The organism is Micromonospora sp. CNZ296, from assembly GCF_007827635.1.
The window spans coordinates 207,705-223,963 of record NZ_VISW01000005.1 but is presented as its reverse complement, the minus strand read 5'-3'; the positions used below and the strand labels follow the sequence as shown (position 1 = coordinate 223,963).

The 16,259-nt window shown below is 73.8% G+C and carries 17 protein-coding genes and 2 tRNA genes; 13 read left to right on the top strand and 6 right to left on the bottom strand.

The window, feature by feature from the left end; genetic code table 11:
* Positions 1-22: 22 nt before the first annotated feature.
* From FB455_RS11255 to FB455_RS11245, 3 genes are all read right to left on the bottom strand, one after another.
* Positions 23-487 (bottom strand): hypothetical protein, encoded by a 465-nt coding sequence (locus FB455_RS11255; protein WP_013284512.1) that lies wholly within the window; start codon positions 485-487, stop codon positions 23-25.
* 193 nt (positions 488-680) lie between these two features.
* Positions 681-1,211: an alkylhydroperoxidase, AhpD family gene (gene ahpD, locus FB455_RS11250; RefSeq protein ID WP_013284513.1), complete on the bottom strand. Its 531-nt coding sequence runs from the start codon at positions 1,209-1,211 to the stop codon at positions 681-683.
* Between the two features lie 2 nt (positions 1,212-1,213).
* Positions 1,214-1,774 carry a peroxiredoxin gene (locus FB455_RS11245; RefSeq protein WP_013474324.1) on the bottom strand — a complete coding sequence of 187 codons (561 nt, stop codon included), beginning with the start codon at positions 1,772-1,774 and terminating at the stop codon, positions 1,214-1,216.
* Positions 1,775-2,089: 315 nt separating this feature from the next.
* Between FB455_RS11245 and cimA the strand changes: the two genes are divergently transcribed.
* Positions 2,090-3,688: a citramalate synthase gene (gene cimA, locus FB455_RS11240; protein ID WP_013284515.1), complete on the top strand. Its 1,599-nt coding sequence runs from the start codon at positions 2,090-2,092 to the stop codon at positions 3,686-3,688.
* A 1-nt stretch (position 3,689) separates the two neighbouring features.
* Here the strand turns inward: cimA and FB455_RS11235 are convergent, their stop codons facing one another.
* Entirely contained in the window at positions 3,690-4,673 is a 984-nt protein-coding gene (locus FB455_RS11235; protein WP_145753357.1) for an endonuclease/exonuclease/phosphatase family protein, read from the bottom strand.
* A gap of 289 nt (positions 4,674-4,962) precedes the next feature.
* On the opposite strand from FB455_RS11235, the gene FB455_RS11230 reads away from it, so the two are divergent.
* The 9 genes from FB455_RS11230 (at position 4,963) to FB455_RS11190 (ending at position 12,332) form a co-directional block, all read left to right on the top strand.
* Positions 4,963-5,484, top strand: a complete 522-nt coding sequence (locus FB455_RS11230; RefSeq protein WP_013284517.1) for a hypothetical protein — start codon at positions 4,963-4,965, stop codon at positions 5,482-5,484.
* Between the two features lie 192 nt (positions 5,485-5,676).
* Positions 5,677-6,726, top strand: a complete 1,050-nt coding sequence (locus tag FB455_RS11225; protein ID WP_013284518.1) for an AAA family ATPase — start codon at positions 5,677-5,679, stop codon at positions 6,724-6,726.
* Positions 6,723-7,739, top strand: coding sequence for a DUF58 domain-containing protein (locus tag FB455_RS11220; protein ID WP_145753236.1), 1,017 nt, complete (start codon positions 6,723-6,725; stop codon positions 7,737-7,739). The genes FB455_RS11225 and FB455_RS11220 overlap by 4 nt, the downstream gene beginning before the upstream one ends.
* Positions 7,736-8,695, top strand: a complete 960-nt coding sequence (locus FB455_RS11215; RefSeq protein ID WP_013284520.1) for a VWA domain-containing protein — start codon at positions 7,736-7,738, stop codon at positions 8,693-8,695. Before FB455_RS11220 ends, FB455_RS11215 begins: the two co-directional genes overlap by 4 nt.
* Positions 8,696-8,734: 39 nt before the next feature.
* Positions 8,735-9,595 (top strand): S1C family serine protease, encoded by an 861-nt coding sequence (locus tag FB455_RS11210; RefSeq protein WP_145753234.1) that lies wholly within the window; start codon positions 8,735-8,737, stop codon positions 9,593-9,595.
* A 174-nt stretch (positions 9,596-9,769) separates the two neighbouring features.
* Entirely contained in the window at positions 9,770-10,066 is a 297-nt protein-coding gene (locus tag FB455_RS11205) for a hypothetical protein (RefSeq protein ID WP_013284522.1), read from the top strand.
* A gap of 9 nt (positions 10,067-10,075) precedes the next feature.
* Positions 10,076-10,501, top strand: a complete 426-nt coding sequence (gene arfB / locus FB455_RS11200; RefSeq protein ID WP_013284523.1) for an alternative ribosome rescue aminoacyl-tRNA hydrolase ArfB — start codon at positions 10,076-10,078, stop codon at positions 10,499-10,501.
* Between the two features lie 49 nt (positions 10,502-10,550).
* A complete protein-coding gene (locus FB455_RS11195) occupies positions 10,551-11,123 on the top strand; it encodes a GNAT family N-acetyltransferase (RefSeq protein WP_013284524.1) in 573 nt (190 codons plus the stop codon).
* Between the two features lie 87 nt (positions 11,124-11,210).
* Entirely contained in the window at positions 11,211-12,332 is a 1,122-nt protein-coding gene (locus FB455_RS11190) for a cellulose binding domain-containing protein (RefSeq protein ID WP_145753232.1), read from the top strand.
* Between the two features lie 24 nt (positions 12,333-12,356).
* On the opposite strand, the gene FB455_RS11185 is transcribed toward FB455_RS11190, so the two are convergent.
* Positions 12,357-13,241, bottom strand: coding sequence for a 3-methyladenine DNA glycosylase (locus FB455_RS11185; RefSeq protein ID WP_145753230.1), 885 nt, complete (start codon positions 13,239-13,241; stop codon positions 12,357-12,359).
* A 34-nt stretch (positions 13,242-13,275) separates the two neighbouring features.
* Positions 13,276-14,772, bottom strand: a complete 1,497-nt coding sequence (locus FB455_RS11180; RefSeq protein WP_145753228.1) for a DUF4352 domain-containing protein — start codon at positions 14,770-14,772, stop codon at positions 13,276-13,278.
* Between the two features lie 215 nt (positions 14,773-14,987).
* On the opposite strand from FB455_RS11180, the gene FB455_RS11175 reads away from it, so the two are divergent.
* From FB455_RS11175 to FB455_RS11165, 3 genes are all read left to right on the top strand, one after another.
* Complete coding sequence (locus FB455_RS11175; protein WP_013284528.1) at positions 14,988-15,791, top strand: fumarylacetoacetate hydrolase family protein; 804 nt, start codon at positions 14,988-14,990, stop codon at positions 15,789-15,791.
* Between the two features lie 107 nt (positions 15,792-15,898).
* Positions 15,899-15,970 (top strand) — tRNA-Gln (locus FB455_RS11170).
* Between the two features lie 76 nt (positions 15,971-16,046).
* Positions 16,047-16,119 (top strand) — tRNA-Glu (locus tag FB455_RS11165).
* The last annotated feature ends 140 nt before the right edge of the window (positions 16,120-16,259 follow it).

The following is a 16,259-nucleotide window of genomic DNA, read 5'->3' as shown; positions in this document are numbered from 1 at the left end:
CCCGCCGGCCGTCGCCGGGATGTCAGGCGCGCGGCGGCACGTCCGGCGGCAGCGCCGAGTGGTTCTCGCCGTAGTAGCCGCCCAGCCGGTCCCGGTAGCCCGGTTCGGCGTGGCTGGACTCGTCGTACTCCGGGGCGGCCTTGATCTGGTCCTTCTCCCGGTCGACGTGCACGGTGCGGGCGTCGTGGTCGACGTGGTTCACGGTCCCGGCCGGGAGCATCACCTTCTTGCCGAAGATCCACGGCCCGGTGTCCACGACCAGGTAGCTGTCGTCCACCTCGTGGCTCGCCCGGTCGATCTTGCCGATGGCGCCGTCGGTGGCCTCGACCTTGTAGCCGGTCAGGTCGGCGCTCGCCACACCCGCCTCGTCGCGGTAGCGCCACGGGTCGAAGGCGCCCGCCGGGGCGCCCCCGGCGACCGTGCCCCGGCCGTCGTCGAGGATCGGCTCGGTGCCGCCGTGCGTGGCGCGCGGGTCCAGTCCGTCCATGTGCCGCCTCCCGTCCCCAGGGCCGCGGCCGTCGCGGCGCCGTCGTCAGTCGGGAGGGTTACCCACCCTGTCCGGGCACCAACCCGCCGGCGGCCGGCCCGCCGACGCCGAGGGGCCGGCGCCACGGTGGTGACGCCGGCCCCTCGGGTCGTCGGCCCGTGCGGTGCCGGTCGGGCACGTGCGGGCCGGTCGATCAGGCCAGTGCGGCCTCCGCGTCCAGGGTCACCGCGGCGGCGTGTACGACGGCGGCGATCCGCAGCCCCTCGTGCACCTGCTCACGGCTGAACCCGGCCGCGCGCAGCGTCTTCTCGTGCGACTCCAGGCAGACGCCGCAGCCGGTGATCGCCGAGACGGCGAGGCACCACAGCTCGAAGTCGGTCTTCTCCACACCGGGGCGGGCGATGATCTGCATTCGCAGCCGGGCCGGCAGCGACGCGTACTGCTCGTCGCCGATCAGGTGCTTGGCCCGGTAGTAGACGTTGTTCATCGCCATGACCGCCGCCGCGCCCTTGGCCGCCTCGACCGCCTCGGGCGTGAGGTGACCGGCCGCCTCGGCGGCGATCTCCCGCAGCACCACCGGGTTGCGGGCCGCCACCGCGCAGGCCAGGGCGGTGCCCCACGCCTGCTCCGGCTTCAGCGTCGAGGTGGTGATGGTGGAGCCGAGGTTGAGCCGGATGTCCTTGGCGTACTCGGGCAGGCCCGCCTTGATCGCGTCCAGGCCCATGGTCAGGCCCCGGCGCCGGCGAGAAGAGCCTTGGCGTCGAGCGTCGCGCCGCCGGAGTTCCAGTTGCACGGGCACAGCTCGTCGGTCTGAAGGGCGTCGAGCACCCGCAGCACCTCGGAGACGTTGCGGCCGACCGAACCGGCGGTCACCATGACGAACTGGATCTCGTTGTTCGGGTCCACGATGAAGGTGGCCCGCTGCGCGACACCGTCGGCGCCGAGCACGCCGCAGGCGGAGGTCAGCTCACGCTTGATGTCGCTGAGCATCGGGAAGGGCAGCTCGCGCAGGTCCGGGTGGTCCTTGCGCCAGGCGTAGTGGACGAACTCGTTGTCGACGGAGACGCCGAGCACCTGGGCGTCGCGGTCGGCGAACTCGCCGTTGAGGCGACCGAACTCGGCGATCTCGGTGGGGCAGACGAAGGTGAAGTCCTTCGGCCAGAAGAACACGACGCGCCACTGGCCCTCGTGGGACTTGTGGTTGATCGTCTCGAACGCCTTGTCGGCGTCGAGCGACACGCAGGCGGTGAGTTCGTACTCGGGGAAGTGGTCACCGACAGTGAGCACGGGTCCTCCTTGAGCGTGACCCGGCAGCACCGCCGGGTCAGTAACTGGATCTGTTCAAGATTCTTCCGTAGCCCCGTTTGCGCTCGTGGCGGGCGGTGGCCGGGTGTGAAGACGATCACCGCACGCGCGATCGTCCCGGAATATGGGTTTCGCCTCCCAAAACCGGAGCCGGGGTGGCAGAGTACGGGTCGTGACCAGCTTCGTCCTGATCATTAGCAGCTAGCGCGCCGGCCCTTCCCCCGCCGAGCGCGCAGACCTCCCGCATCCGCGGGGGGTCTTTTTGTTTGCTCCCCAGGGCACGAGAAGAGGACTCCGATGACGTTCCAGGTGTACGACACGACGCTGCGCGACGGCGCGCAGCGCGAAGGGCTCACGTACTCGGTGGTCGACAAGCTGGCGGTGGCCCGCCTGCTCGACGACCTCGGAGTCGGCTTCATCGAGGGCGGCTGGCCGGGCGCGGTGCCGAAGGACACCGAGTTCTTCCGCCGCGCCCGTACCGAGCTGGAGCTGCGGCACGCGATCCTGGTCGCCTTCGGGGCCACCCGCAAGGCCGGCCTCGCGGTCGAGGACGACCCGCAGGTGCGCGGCCTGCTCGACGCCCGGACCCCGGCCGTGGCCCTGGTCGCCAAGGCGGACCTGCGGCACGTGGAGCGCGCGCTGCGCACCACCGCCGAGGAGAACCTCGCCATGATCCGCGACACCGTGTCGTACCTGGTGGCGCAGGGGCGGCGCGTCTTCGTCGACGGAGAGCACTGCTTCGACGGGTTCCGGTTCGACCCGGGCTACACCGCCGCCGTGGCGGAGACCGCGCTGGCCGCCGGCGCCGAGCGGTTCGTGCTCTGCGACACCAACGGAGGCATGCTGCCCTCCCAGGTCACCGCCGTGGTCGAGCAACTGGTGGCGCGGACCGGCATCGCGCCGGAACGGCTCGGCATGCACGCCCAGAACGACACCGCCTGCGCGGTCGCCAACACCATCGCCGCTGTCGAGGCGGGCGTCCGGCACGTGCAGGGCACCGCCAACGGGTACGGCGAGCGCCCCGGCAACGCCGACATCTTCGCGATCGTCGCCAACCTCCAGCTCAAGCTGGGCATGCCCGTCCTACCGGAGGGCTGCCTGGAACAGATGGTGCGGGTCTCGCACGCCATCTCCGAGATCGCCAACATCGCCCCCGACACCCACCAGGCCTACGTCGGGGCCGCCGCCTTCGCTCACAAGGCGGGGCTGCACGCGAGCGCGATCAAGGTCGACCCGTTGCTCTACAACCACGTGGAACCCGCTGTGGTGGGCAACGACATGCGGATCCTGGTGACCGAGATGGCCGGCCGGGCCAGCATCGAGCTCAAGAGCCGCGAGCTCGGTCTGGACCTGGCCGGCCATCCGGACGCCCTGTCCCGGGTCACCGGGCGGGTCAAGGAGCTGGAGGCCGACGGCTGGTCGTTCGAGGCCGCCGACGCCTCGTTCGAGCTGCTGGTCCGCTCCGAGCTGCCGGATGCCGCGCCGGCCCGGCCGTTCGCGCTGGAGTCGTACCGGGTGATCGTCGAGCACCGCGAGGACGGCGCGGTGGTCTCCGAGGCGACGGTGAAGATCCGGGTACGCGGCGAGCGGGTGATCGCCACCGCCGAAGGCAACGGCCCGGTCAACGCGCTGGACGAGGCGCTGCGGGTCGGCCTGGCCCGGCACTACCCGGAGCTGCGCGAGTTCGAGCTGGCCGACTACAAGGTGCGCATCCTGGAGGGCAGCCACGGCACCGGCGCTGTCACGCGCGTACTCGTGGAGACCGCCGGCGCCGGCCGCGACTGGACCACAGTGGGCGTGCACCCGAACGTGGTCGAGGCGAGCTGGCACGCCCTGGTCGACGCGCTCACCTACGGCCTGGACCGGGCCCGGGTGCCGGGCGGGAGCGCGGCCTGACTCACCCGGCCGGCAGGCGCAGCTCGGCCAGCAGCGCGCGGTGGTCGCTGCCCGGCACCGGGTAGGTGCGGGCGGCGCGCACCGCGATGCGCCGGTCCACGAGGACGTGGTCGATGGTGACCGGCGGGATCGGGTCGCCGTCGTACGGGCCCCAGGTGCCGCCGAACCCCGCCCCGGCCGCGTCCGCCGCGTCGGTGTAGCCGGTGGCGATCAGGTCCCGCAGCGCCGCGTGGTCGAGCGTGGCGTTGAAGTCGCCGGCCAGCACGCTCAGCCCGCCGTCCGGGGTGGCAGGCGGCTGGGCGCGCTGGTCGGTCCACCAGTCCGGCACCACGTGCGGGGCGTACGGCGCGGCCGGGTGCGCCGACTCCACCCGCACCGGTGGCGCCCCGGGCAGCGTCACCGTGGCGTACGCCTGGGTGAAGAAGAAGCCCTTGTTGCGCCGGTGGCCGGTGTCGCGCAGCGGGTGCCGGGCGTACACGCCGGAGCCGGTCGAGCCGACCTCGGGGGTCAGCGACCGGTGCGGCAACAGCTCGGCCAGGCCGAGCCGGTCCAGCTCCGCAGCCAGCGGCGGGGTGAGCTCCTGCACCGTGAGGACGTCGACCCGCCGAGTCCGGACCAGGTCCACGAGCGCCGCCGGGTCGGCCGAGCCGAGGCGCAGGTTGGCGGTGAGCAGCCGCAGCGTCGGCCCGTCGGCGGCGGGCCGGTCGCCGGGGACCGCACGGGGCGCCACCGCGCCGATCAGCGCCAGCGCGGCCAGGACCGCGACCACCGCCGGGGTGCGGCGCCGCAGGGCGAGTGCCGCCACCGCCACGACCGGGGCCACGGCGGCGGCGTACGGCGTGAACGCGACCGCCTGCACCAGCGGACCGCGTTCCAGCCCGGTCAGGCGTACCAGCGCCCATGCGGCGACCGGTGCGACGGCGAGCCAGCATGCGGCGGTGGCCGGGCGGCCGCCCCGGGTGCCGGCCCGGGCTGGTCGCGGCATGGTGATCACGACGGTGAGGCTACCCGGAGCCGGGTCGGCGCGATGCCCTCCGAAACAATTTCGTGAATTGTTCCTCGCAATTTTGCGGCCATCTTTGCCGATCGGTCGGACACGCAATAACGCTATTGACCGCCCACATTTTCCGGTGCTAGGTTCCACCTGGTTGAGACGTCGCGACTCTCTGTAGTAAGGCCAGCTCACGAGCGGTGCGCTCCCGAGCGGATACCCGATGATCCGCAATTTGACGCGCGCAGTCGCCGTATCACCACGGTCTACAAAGGGAGAACTCATGGCCACATTCTTCAAGCGGAAGGCGACGGTGGTGGCGCTTGCCGCGCTGTCGCTCAGCCTGGCCGGTGGCGGGATCGCCGCTGCCGCCCAGCCGGAGGCGAAGCCGCAGCCCGGCCCGCGGCACTCCACGGCGCAGCCGCCGGTGACCGCCGTCGAGCGGCAGGCCGCCCGGACCGCGATGCGGGCCACCCTGGCCCCGCCGGCGGCCGGCCAGGTCGCCTGGGCCGTCGTGGCGGCCAACGGCACGCTGTTGCAGCACTCCGGCAACGTGGTGTCCTCGTTCCGGTTCACCCCGGGCATCGGGGTGTCGCCGGGGCAGTACCAGGTGCTGCTGGACTACAACGTGTCCGCCAAGGCGTACGTGGCGACCATCGGCACGAACGACACGGCGAACGTGCCGCCGGCCGGTGAGGTGTCGGTCGCACCCCGCACGCTCACCCCGAACGCCGTCTTCGTGCAGACGCGCAGCTCCTCCGGCAGCGCCTCGGACCGGCCGTTCCACCTGGTCATCGCCAACTGATCCGTCCGGCCCCGCACCGGCCCCCGCTCCGGCGGGGGCCGGTGTCGTGTTCCGTACCCCTCCGGCCGGTGCCGCGCCGCTTCGTGTCGTTCCCGCCCGGCTGGGGAGAAGCTGCCGGTCCGGCCCGCCGACCACCGCCCAGGGGCCGATAATCCGACGTTTGTCGCCGGTCCGGCCCGGGAAGCAAGCACCGTGACGGACATCTCGGACACCCCGGCCAGCGTGCTCAGCCCGGTCGACGCCGACGCGAGCGGCGTCGAGCTGGAACAGACCCTCGTCGAGGTCAAACGCGTGATCGTCGGGCAGGATCGGCTCGTCGACCGCCTGCTCACCGCCCTGATCGCCGACGGGCACTGCCTGCTGGAGGGCGTACCGGGGGTGGCCAAGACGCTGGCGGCGCAGACACTCGCCACAGTGGTCGGTGGCACGTTCTCCCGGATCCAGTTCACCCCCGACCTGGTCCCCTCCGACATCGTCGGCACGCGCATCTACCGCGCCTCCACCGAACAGTTCGACGTGGAGCTGGGGCCGATCATGGCGAACCTGGTGCTCGCCGACGAGATCAACCGGGCCCCGGCCAAGGTGCAGTCGGCGCTGCTCGAGGCGATGGCCGAGCGGCAGGTCTCCATCGCCGGCCGGAGCTGGCCGGTGCCGGACCCGTTCCTGGTCCTGGCCACCCAGAACCCGATCGAGTCCGAGGGTGTCTACCAGCTCCCGGAGGCACAGCGCGACCGCTTCCTGATGAAGGTGGTGGTCGACTACCCGAGCGACGCCGACGAGCTGGCCATCCTCTACCGGATGAGCACCGACCGGCCCACCGCGCGCACCGTGCTCGACCCGGTCCGGCTGCGCGAACTCCAGCGCCGCGCCACCGACGTCTTCGTCCACCACGCGCTCGCCGAGTACGTGGTCCGCCTCATCCTCGCCACCCGCGACCCGGAGCGCTTCGGCCTGCCCGACGTCGCGCCCCTGCTGGCGTACGGGGCCAGCCCCCGGGCCACGCTCGGCCTGGTGGCCGCCGCCCGCGCCCAGGCGCTCATCCACGGCCGGGACTACGTGCTCCCCGAGGACATCCGGGAACTCGCGGTGGACGTGCTGGCGCACCGGCTCGTGCTCTCCTTCGACGCGATCGCCGACGGGATCTCCGGCGAGGACGTGGTGCGCCGCGTGATCGAGGCGGTGCCGCCGCCCCGGCTGGTGAACGGGCCCACCGAGACGGTGAACGACCTGGCGGCGGCATGACCGGCGAGGCCGGACCCGGGCTCGCCGATCTCGCCCCGGACCAGCGGCTGCGCCGGCTGGAGCTGACGGTGACCCGGCGGCTCGACGGGCTGCTGCACGGCCGGTACCGCGGCCTGCTCCCCGGACCGGGCAGCGAGGCGGCAGGCAGCCGCGAGTACCGCCCCGGCGAGGACGAGGTACGCCGGATGGACTGGGCGGTCACCGCCCGGACCACCGTCCCGCACGTCCGGGAGGTCGACGCGGACCGGGAACTGACCACCTGGCTGCTCGTCGACGCCAGCCCCAGCATGGAGTACGGGACGTCCACGCTGGACAAACGGGAACTGGCGGTGGCCGCCGTGGCGGCGATCGGCTTCCTCACCGCGGGAGTCGGCAACCGGCTCGGCGCCCAGGTGCTCACCCCGCGCGGGTTGCGCCGGTTCCCGGCCCGCAGCGGGCGTACCCATCTGCTCGGGCTGCTCCGCGCGCTGCTCGGCGCCCCGCGTACCGGCGACCTGCCGGACTCCGGCGGCGCGGGCGCGGCCGGCGCGGGCCGGACGGACGCGGCGCCGGGCCTGGCCGACGGGCTGGACGGCCTCCAGCGCGTCGCCACCCGGCGCGGGCTCGTGGTGATCGTCTCCGACTTCCTCGACGAGCTGCCCGACGACCCGGACGCGGCGCCGCCGCCGTGGGCCGCCGCGCTGCGCCGCCTCGCGGTACGGCACCAGGTGCTCGCCGTCGAGGTGACCGACCCGCGCGAGCTGGAACTGCCGGACGTCGGCCTGGTCACGCTCGTCGACCCGGAGAGCGGCCGGCACCGCGAGGTGTGGACCGGTGACCCGGGCCTGCGCGAGCGGTACGCGCGTGCCGCCGCCGAGCAGCGCGACCAGGTGCGCCGCACGCTGCGCCGGGCCGGCGCGACCCACCTGGCGCTGCGCACCGACCGGGACTGGTGCGCGGACGTCGTCCGGTACGTGCACGAGCAGCGCCGGCTGGCCACCGTACCGGCCGCGGCCCGCGGAGGTGTCGCATGACCTGGCAGTCACCCGCCCGCCTCTGGCTGCTGCTCGCCGTCGTCGCGCTGGTCGCCGGCTACCTGGTGCTGCAACGGCGGCAGAGCCGGTACGCGGTGCGCTTCACCAACCTGCGCCTGCTCGACCGGGTCGCCCCGCGCCGCCCGGCCTGGCGGCGGCACGTCCCGGCGGGCCTGTTCCTCGCCATGCTGGCGCTGCTCGTGGTCGGGTTCGCCCGGCCCGAGGCGGAGGTGCGGGTGCCCCGGGAGCGGGCCACGGTGATGGTCGCGGTGGACGTCTCCACCTCGATGCTCGCCGGTGACGTGGACCCGGACCGGCTGACAGCGGCCAAGGAGGCGGGCCGGCGGTTCGTCGACGGGCTGCCGGACGAGTTCAACGTCGGCCTCGTCGCGTTCGCCGGCAGCGCGGCGGTGCTGGTGCCGCCGAGCACCGACCGGGAGGCGCTGCACGACGGGATCGGGCGGCTGGCCGAGGGCATCACCGGCGTGCAGGGCACCGCCATCGGCGAGGCGATCAGCACCTCGCTCGGCGCGGTCAAGAGCCTGGACGCCACCGCCGCCAAGGATCCGCCGCCGGCCCGGATCATCATCCTCTCCGACGGTGCGAACACCTCCGGCATGGACCCGATGGAGGCCGCCGACCAGGCGGTCGCCGCGAAGGTGCCGGTGCACACCATCTCCTTCGGCACGCCGGGCGGCTCGGTCGACAGGGGTGGCCGGGCGATCCAGGTGCCGGTGGACGGCCAGACGCTGCGGGCGGTCGCCGAGCAGACCGGCGGGGGCTTCCACGAGGCGTCCACCACCGCCGAGCTGAAGGACGTCTACGAGGACATCGGCACCTCGGTCGGCTACCGCACCGAGCGGCAGGACATCTCGGCCCGCTTCATCGGCCTCGGGCTGGTCCTGGCGATGGGCGCCGCGGCCGGCTCGCTGCGGTGGTTCTCCCGGCTGCCCTGACCCGCACACCACTACCGCACGACATGTGAGGAGCCAGGCATGGCAGTGCAGACCGGACTCGGCGAGCCACGCGGACCGTGGTTCGTCTCGCCGGAGCTGGACCCGGACGGGCGCGGCTACCGGGACGTACCCGGGGGCGGGCCGGAGGCCGGGCGGCGTAGCCTGCGGCACCGGCTGCTGAGCGTGGCGGCGGTGGTGGCGCTCTCCACCGTCTCCGGCGCGGCGGCCGGCACCTGGGCGGCCGACCGGGGCGCGCCGGGACCGGCAGCGGCGTCCGCCGCGCCGGTGCCGGCGGAGCTGATCACCGCCGCCGGCAAGACGGTGCCCGGGGTGGTGTCGGTGATGGTCGGGGGCCGCTCCGGCGCGTCCGCGTCCGGCTCCGGGTTCGCCATCGACAACGAGCAGCACATCGTCACCAACGACCACATCCTGGCCCGGGGCGGTTCCGGCGTGGTGACTGTGGAGACGTCGGACGGGCGGCGCTTCCCGGCCGAGGTGGTGGGCCGGGAGCCGGCCAGCGACCTGGCCGTGCTGAAGGTGCCCGCGTCGGCCGGGTTGCCGCCGTTGCCGCTGGCAAAGGCGAACTCGACGAGAGTGGGGGAGCCGGTGCTCGCGGTCGGGTCGCCGCTCGGGCTCGCCGGGACGGTCACCGCCGGCATCGTCAGCGCGCTCAACCGGCAGGTACGGATCGGCAACGGCCGGCACACGGCGGTGCAGACCGACGCCTCGATCAACCCGGGCAACTCCGGTGGTCCGCTGGTGAACGCGCGCGGTGAGGTGGTCGGCGTGAACACGGCGATCGCCACCATCGACGGCAACGGCTCCATCGGTATCGGCTTCGCCATCCCGATCGACCAGGTCCAGCAGACCGCCGACACCATCATCGGCCGGGGCGGCTGAGTCGTCTGCGCGGCCACCCGCGCGGGCCCGGCCTGGCGCCCGCGCGGGGTTGCCCTGCCGCCCCTCCCGGCGCTGACCTGCACAAGCGTCGCAAGATCGGTGCGAAGTGTCGGATATCCGGCGTGGGATCATTGGGCCATAGAAATATTACGCTGAGTATGAATACTGGCGGAGGTGGAGCAAGCTGTCATTGCGGCCCTCCTCGTGGTGGGCCTGATCATCGGCGCCGGTGTCGGCGCGTCCTACGCGCGTGCGAAACGCGGCTGGACCGACTACCAGACCATCCGGACCAGCGTCCCCGGCGCCCGGCGCAACGCCTGGCTCGCGATCCGGGGCGTCGTCGTCAAGCTCGCGGTGATCGCCCTGCTGCTCGTCGGCGCGGCCGCGTACGCGGCGTCCGGCGGCGGCGAGGAACGGGCCGGTCCCACGCCGAGCGCCACCCCCACCCCGAGTCACCGCGCGGGGCGCTAGCCTCGGGGAGTGGACGACGGACTGCGGGTCACCGATCGGCTCACGGTGCCCGCCGCCGAGCTGCGGGAACGGTTCTCCCGCTCGTCCGGGCCCGGCGGCCAGGGAGTCAACACCACCGACTCCCGGGTGGAGCTGAGCTTCGACCTGGGCGGCTCGCCGAGCGTGCCGGAGACGCTGCGGGAACGGGCGCTGGCCCGGCTCGCCGGCCGCCTGGTCGGTGGCGTGCTGACGGTCACCGCCAGCGAGCACCGCGCCCAGCTGGCCAACCGGGAGGCGGCCCGCGAGCGGATGGCCGCGCTGCTGCGCGAGGCCGTCGCCCCGCCGCCGAAGACGCGCCGGCCGACCCGCCCCTCCCGTGGCGCCAAGGAGCGTCGCCTGGCCGAGAAGAAGCGTCAGTCGCAGCGCAAACGCGACCGCCGGGTGGACGGCGACTGACCGAAAACCTGTTGAGCCGCCGAGCGCGCCGCCCGGAGAATTCCGCCACGTGATCGACTTCTCCGTCAAGCCCACGCTCACCGGCGAGCGGGTGGTGCTGCGCCCGTTCCACGACGACGACCTGCCGGCGCTCGCCGAGATCCTGGCCGACCCGGAGGTGGCCCGGCTGACCGGCAGCCCGGCCGGCGAGGCGTTCGAGCCGTCCCGCCTGCGGGCCTGGTACGGCACCCGCAACAGCCAGGACGACCGGCTCGACCTCGCGGTCGTGGACCGGGCGAGCGGCACCTGCGTCGGCGAGGTGGTCCTCAACGAGTGGGACCGGGCCAACGCGAGCTGCAACTTCCGCACGCTGATCGGCCCCGGCGGCCGCGACCGCGGCCTCGGCACCGAGGCGGTCCGGCTGATCGTCGGGTACGGCTTCGAGCAACTCGGCCTGCACCGCATCGGCCTGGAGGTGTTCGCGTTCAACCCGCGTGCCCGGCGCGCCTACGAGAAGGTGGGCTTCGTCGCCGAGGGGACGCTGCGGCAGGTGCTGCGCGACGGCGACGACTGGGTGGACGCCACTGTCATGTCGATCCTCGCCCCGGAGTGGAACCGGCATCGGGGGCACCCGGAGGGTTGAGTCGGAGGCGTCGAAGCGCTTCAATGCGTACGGGAGCTTCAGGGCCGTCACCGACCACCACGTCACAGTGACAGGAGTCCCTTCCGCATGTCCCGTAACCCCCTGCGCGCCGCGCTGACCGCGCTCGCCGCGCTGCTACCGGTCCTCGCCCTCGGCCTCGCCCTCACCGCCACCACACCCCCGGCCGCCGCGGCGGCCACCCCGGTCCGCGTCATGCCGCTCGGCGACTCCATCACCGGGTCGCCCGGCTGCTGGCGGGCGCTGCTCTGGAACCGCCTCCAGTCCACCGGCCACACCGACGTCGACTTCGTCGGCACGCTCGGGCCGCAGGGCTGCGGTGTGCCGTACGACGGCGACAACGAGGGGCACGGCGGCTACCTCGCGACGAACGTGGCCAACCAGAACCTGCTGCCCGGCTGGCTGTCCGCCACCCGTCCGGACGTCGTGCTCATGCACTTCGGCACCAACGACGTGTGGAGCAACATCGCGCCCGCCACGATCCTGGCCGCGTACTCGAAGCTGGTGGACCAGATGCGGGCCGCCAACCCGGCCATGACCGTGCTGGTCGCGAAGATCATCCCGATGAACCCGGCGAGCTGTCCCGAGTGCGGCCAGCGGACGGTGGCGCTCAACTCGCTGATCGACGGCTGGGCGGCCGGGAAGACCACAGCCGCGTCGCCGATCGTGGTGGTCGACCAGTGGACCGGGTTCAGCACCGCCACCGACACGTACGACGGCGTGCACCCGAACGCCGCAGGCGACCAGAAGATGTCCGACAGGTGGTACCCGGCGCTGGTCGCCGCGCTGGGCCGCACCACGCCCGGCCCGACCACGTCCCCGACCGTCAGCCCCACGCCGTCGCCCACCGTCAGCCCGTCGCCCACGGCCAGCCCGTCGCCCACGGCCGGCGGCTGCACCGCCACCTGGCGGGTCGCCGGTCAGTGGCCTGGCGGCTTCCAGGGGGAGGTGACGGTCCGCAACGGCGGCGCCGCGCCGATCGCCGGCTGGACCGTGCGCTTCCCGCTCTCCGCCGGCCAGCGGATCAGCCAGGCGTGGAGCGCGGACGTGACGCAGAGCGGAACCACAGTGACCGCCCGGAACGCGAGCTGGAACGGCGCCCTGGCCCCTGCCGCCCAGACCACGTTCGGGTTCCTGGCCGACGGTGCCGTCCCGAGCCCGGTGCCGGCAGTGACCTGCGCCGCGAACTGACCCCCGCGCCGGCCGGCCCCGCGCTCAGCGGTGGTCGGCCGGCGCGGCCCGGTCCAGCGCGGCCAGCAGCCGGGCGCGCAGCCCGGCGGCCCGCTCGGCGAACCCGCGCTGGGCGGTGGCGTACTCGGCCCGGCCCTCCGGCGTCTCCACCCGCACCGGCGGGTAGCCCAGGTCGGCCAGGTCGTACGGGCTGGCCCGCATGTCCAGCGCCCGGATCTCCCGGGCCAGCGCGAAGCAGTCCGCCACCAGCTCCGACGGCACCAGCGGCGACAGCTTGTACGCCCACTTGTAGAGATCCATGTTGGCGTGCAGGCAGCCCGGCTGCTCCAGCGCGTGCTGACCCTCCCGGGTCGGCTGGAGCACGTTCAGCGGCCGGGCCGGAGCGGTGAAGAACCGGAACGCGTCGAAGTGGCTGCACCGCACGCCGCGCTCCTCGACCACAGCCGCCGTCGCCGCCGGGCTCAGCCGCAGCGGCCAGGCGTTGTGCCGTACCTGATCCTGGGTCTGCCGGTAGACCATCGCCCACTCGTGCATGCCGAAGCACCCGAACTGCGCGGGGCGTCCGGCGGTGGCGGCGAGCAGCGTACGGATCCAGGTGATCGACTCGGCGCGCCGCTCGCGTACCCGATCGGTGTCGAGGGTGAGCCCGGCGGCGCCCGCTGTGTAGTCCGGGCCGAAACCGGCCGGGTCGGCGTCGCGCAGCACCACGCCCGCGCCCGGGTGCCAGCGGCGCAACTGCGCCGGGCGGTGCGAGTAGTAGGTGAACAGGAAGTCCTCCACCGGGTGCTTCACCCCGGTGCGGCGGCGTTCCAGGTGCGGCGTCAGCCAGGCGTCCACCCGCGCCTCGTGGGCGTGCCGGCGCGCCTGCCAGTCGGCCAGGTCGAGCGCGGGGGCGAGGGCGGCGGTCACACACCCCAGGGTACGACCGCCGCCCGTGCCCGGATCACGCCACGTCCACCCGCACGCCCGCCGAGAAGACGCCGCTGCGCAGCTCCAGCCGTTTCGGCGGCTCGTCGCCGCGCATGGTGAACACCAGCGGCAGCAGCACCCGCCGCCCGGCGGCCACCGGCTGGGAGAAGACGTCCCGGCCGAGGTTCGCCACCCGGGTCGCGTCCTCGTCGGCTGCCACCCAGTTGCCGCTGGGCAGGTACGCCCGCTGCAACTGCCCGTGCCAGGTCTGGTCCTCGGTCGTGAGGTTGCGCACCCCGACCGTGGCCAGGCACGGCCGACCGCCGCCAGGCGCCGGTGGCAGGACGTCGGCGCCGCAGCTCAGCCGGTAGACGGTGAACTCGAACGCGGTCTCGCGCAGCGGCTGGCCCAGCGCGCCGGTGACGCTGCTGCCCACCCACGCGCCGCTCGTCGGCTGCTTCGTGGTGTCCATCGCGGCCACCCGCTGCGTGGCCGACCAGGCCGCCGCGCCCACCACACCGGCCAGCACGGCCGCCGCCACGCCGACCACGAGCCAGACCGGCGGCCTTCGGCGGCGGCTCGCGGGCGACGGCACGGCCGTACGCGGGTAGACCGTGCCGCGCTCGGCCGGCCCACCGGTCGCGCCTGGGCCCGGTCCGCCCTGGCCCGGTCCGGCTCCGCCGGGCATACCGCTTCCGGGGGCGCCGGTGTGCATGGTGCCGCCCGCGGGCGTACCGGTGGGCGTCGCGCCGCCTCCGGGGGCGCCCGTCCCGCCGCGGGCCATGCCGCCGGGTGCGGCGCTTCCCGCCGCGGTGCGCCGGCGGCGGCGCCACACCGCCCACCACACCACACCGGCGGTGACCACCAGCAGCGCCGTGAACGCGGCGAGCAGCACCGGCGGCCGCCGCCAGGCCGGGGCGGCGGTGACCTGCGCCGCCGGGGCCGTCGCGGCGCCCACCCAGGTCGCCGTGGCGCAGTCGAACGGGCGCGTGCCGTCCGAGCCGTAGACACAGGTGGGTGCCGTCACCGAGCGGCCCGGACCGGGGACCGACAGCGCGGTGTGCAGCGTGGTGGTGCTCTTCGCCGGCAGCCGCAGCCGCCAGGTCACCTCACCGGCGCTCATCCCGGCCGGACGGCTGGTCCGCCCACCGCCGGTCACCGTGGTGGCCCGCGACCCGTTCGGCAGCTCCTGCCGGACCATCGTGTCGACGGGTGCCGTGCCGGCGTTGCGGACCTCGATCCGGTAACCCGGCGCCGGGGTGCCCGCCGCGCCCACCGCCACGCTGACCGGGGGCATCGACGGGCGGACCGGTGCCGGGCCGGTGGTCGGCACCGCCGGGGGCACCGCCGGCACGCCGGTCGGGATCGGGGTGGCCGCGGCACCGGGGATGACAGCCGGTGGTGGGGCCGGATGGGCGGGGGCGGCGGCCGCGCGGGGCGTCGCCGGGGACAGCGCCGGTACGGCGGCGATGACGCCGAGGCAGTTCACGAACACTGCCAGGGCCCTGTGGTGTCGTCTCGATGCAGGCATACCAACGAACCTCCGGACCCGAAGCTATGGTCCGGGGCCCGCCGGGCGGGTACGAAGCCGCCATTCCCGCCCTGTCCGGCGCGATCGCGCGTACCCTGTCCGGCTCCTGGCGGTCCGGTGCCGCCGGCGGCCCGCGAGGTGTGGTGCGCGACCGCCGGGGCGTGCCGCCTGCCGGTGTCCGCCGGGCGGCCCGCGGGCGGGGATAGATTGGCCGGGTGCGTATCGCTCGTTTCGCTCATGCCAAGGGAATGTCGTTCGGGGTCGTCGAGGGCGAGCCGGAGGCCGGGCCGCAGGGCCTGACCATCGCCGAGATCGAGGGCCACCCGTTCGGGCAGATCCAGTTCTCCGGCGCCCGCTGGGCGCTCTCCGACGTCCGGCTGCTGTCGCCGATCCTGCCCAGCAAGGTGGTGTGTGTCGGCCGCAACTACGCCGAGCACGCCGCCGAGCACGGCAGCGAGGTGCCGAAGGAGCCGCTGCTCTTCCTCAAGCCGTCCACCTCGGTGATCGGCCCGCGCGACGCCATCCGGCTGCCGATCTTCTCCAAGCAGGTCGAGCACGAGGCGGAACTCGCCGTGGTGATCGGCGCCCCGGGCGCCCGCCGGGCCGACCGGGCCGCCGCCGAGCGGGCCATCTTCGGCTACACCTGCGCCAACGACGTGACCGCGCGGGACCTCCAGCGCTCCGACGGGCAGTGGACCCGCGCCAAGGGCTTCGACTCGTTCTGCCCGATCGGGCCGTGGATCACCACCGGGCTCGACGTCAGCGACCTGGAGATCCGGTGTGAGGTGGGCCGCAACCCGGAGGAGATGGAGGTGCGCCAGCTCGGCCGGACCAAGGACATGGTGTTCGACGTACCGGGCCTGGTGTCGTACATCTCGCACGTGATGACGCTGCTGCCCGGCGACGTGGTGCTGACCGGCACGCCGGCGGGGGTTAGTCCGCTCACCGAGGGGGATACGGTCACCGTGCGGATCCAGGGGATCGGGGAGCTGAGCAACCCGGTGGTCCCCGTCGCCTGATCCGCTCCGATGCCTCGTTTCCGCTGGTCAGGTGGGTTTCGAGGGGTTGGATTTGGCCTGTCGGCACCGGGAGGGTAAAGTTCATTCCCGGCGCCGCAAGGGGCCAATGGGGTATGGGGTAATTGGCAGCCCGACTGATTCTGGTTCAGTTAGTCTAGGTTCGAGTCCTGGTACCCCAGCGCAACCGAGGGTTCGCGAGAACTCTCGGACGCTGGATTCCGGCAGCTCACGCTGACGGAGTGCAATGAAGGTTCTGGCCCCGTCGTCTAGCGGCCCAGGACGCCGCCCTCTCAAGGCGGTAGCGCCGGTTCGAATCCGGTCGGGGCTACAGCACCGACAGCCCGTCCCGTTTCCGGGGCGGGCTTTCTGCTGTCCGGCCACGTGCGCAGGGGGTGACCCCCGGCGGTGGTGCCGGACGGGATGCCGCTAGACTACTGCCACACCGCCCGGCAGGGTGGTGAAGCAGGA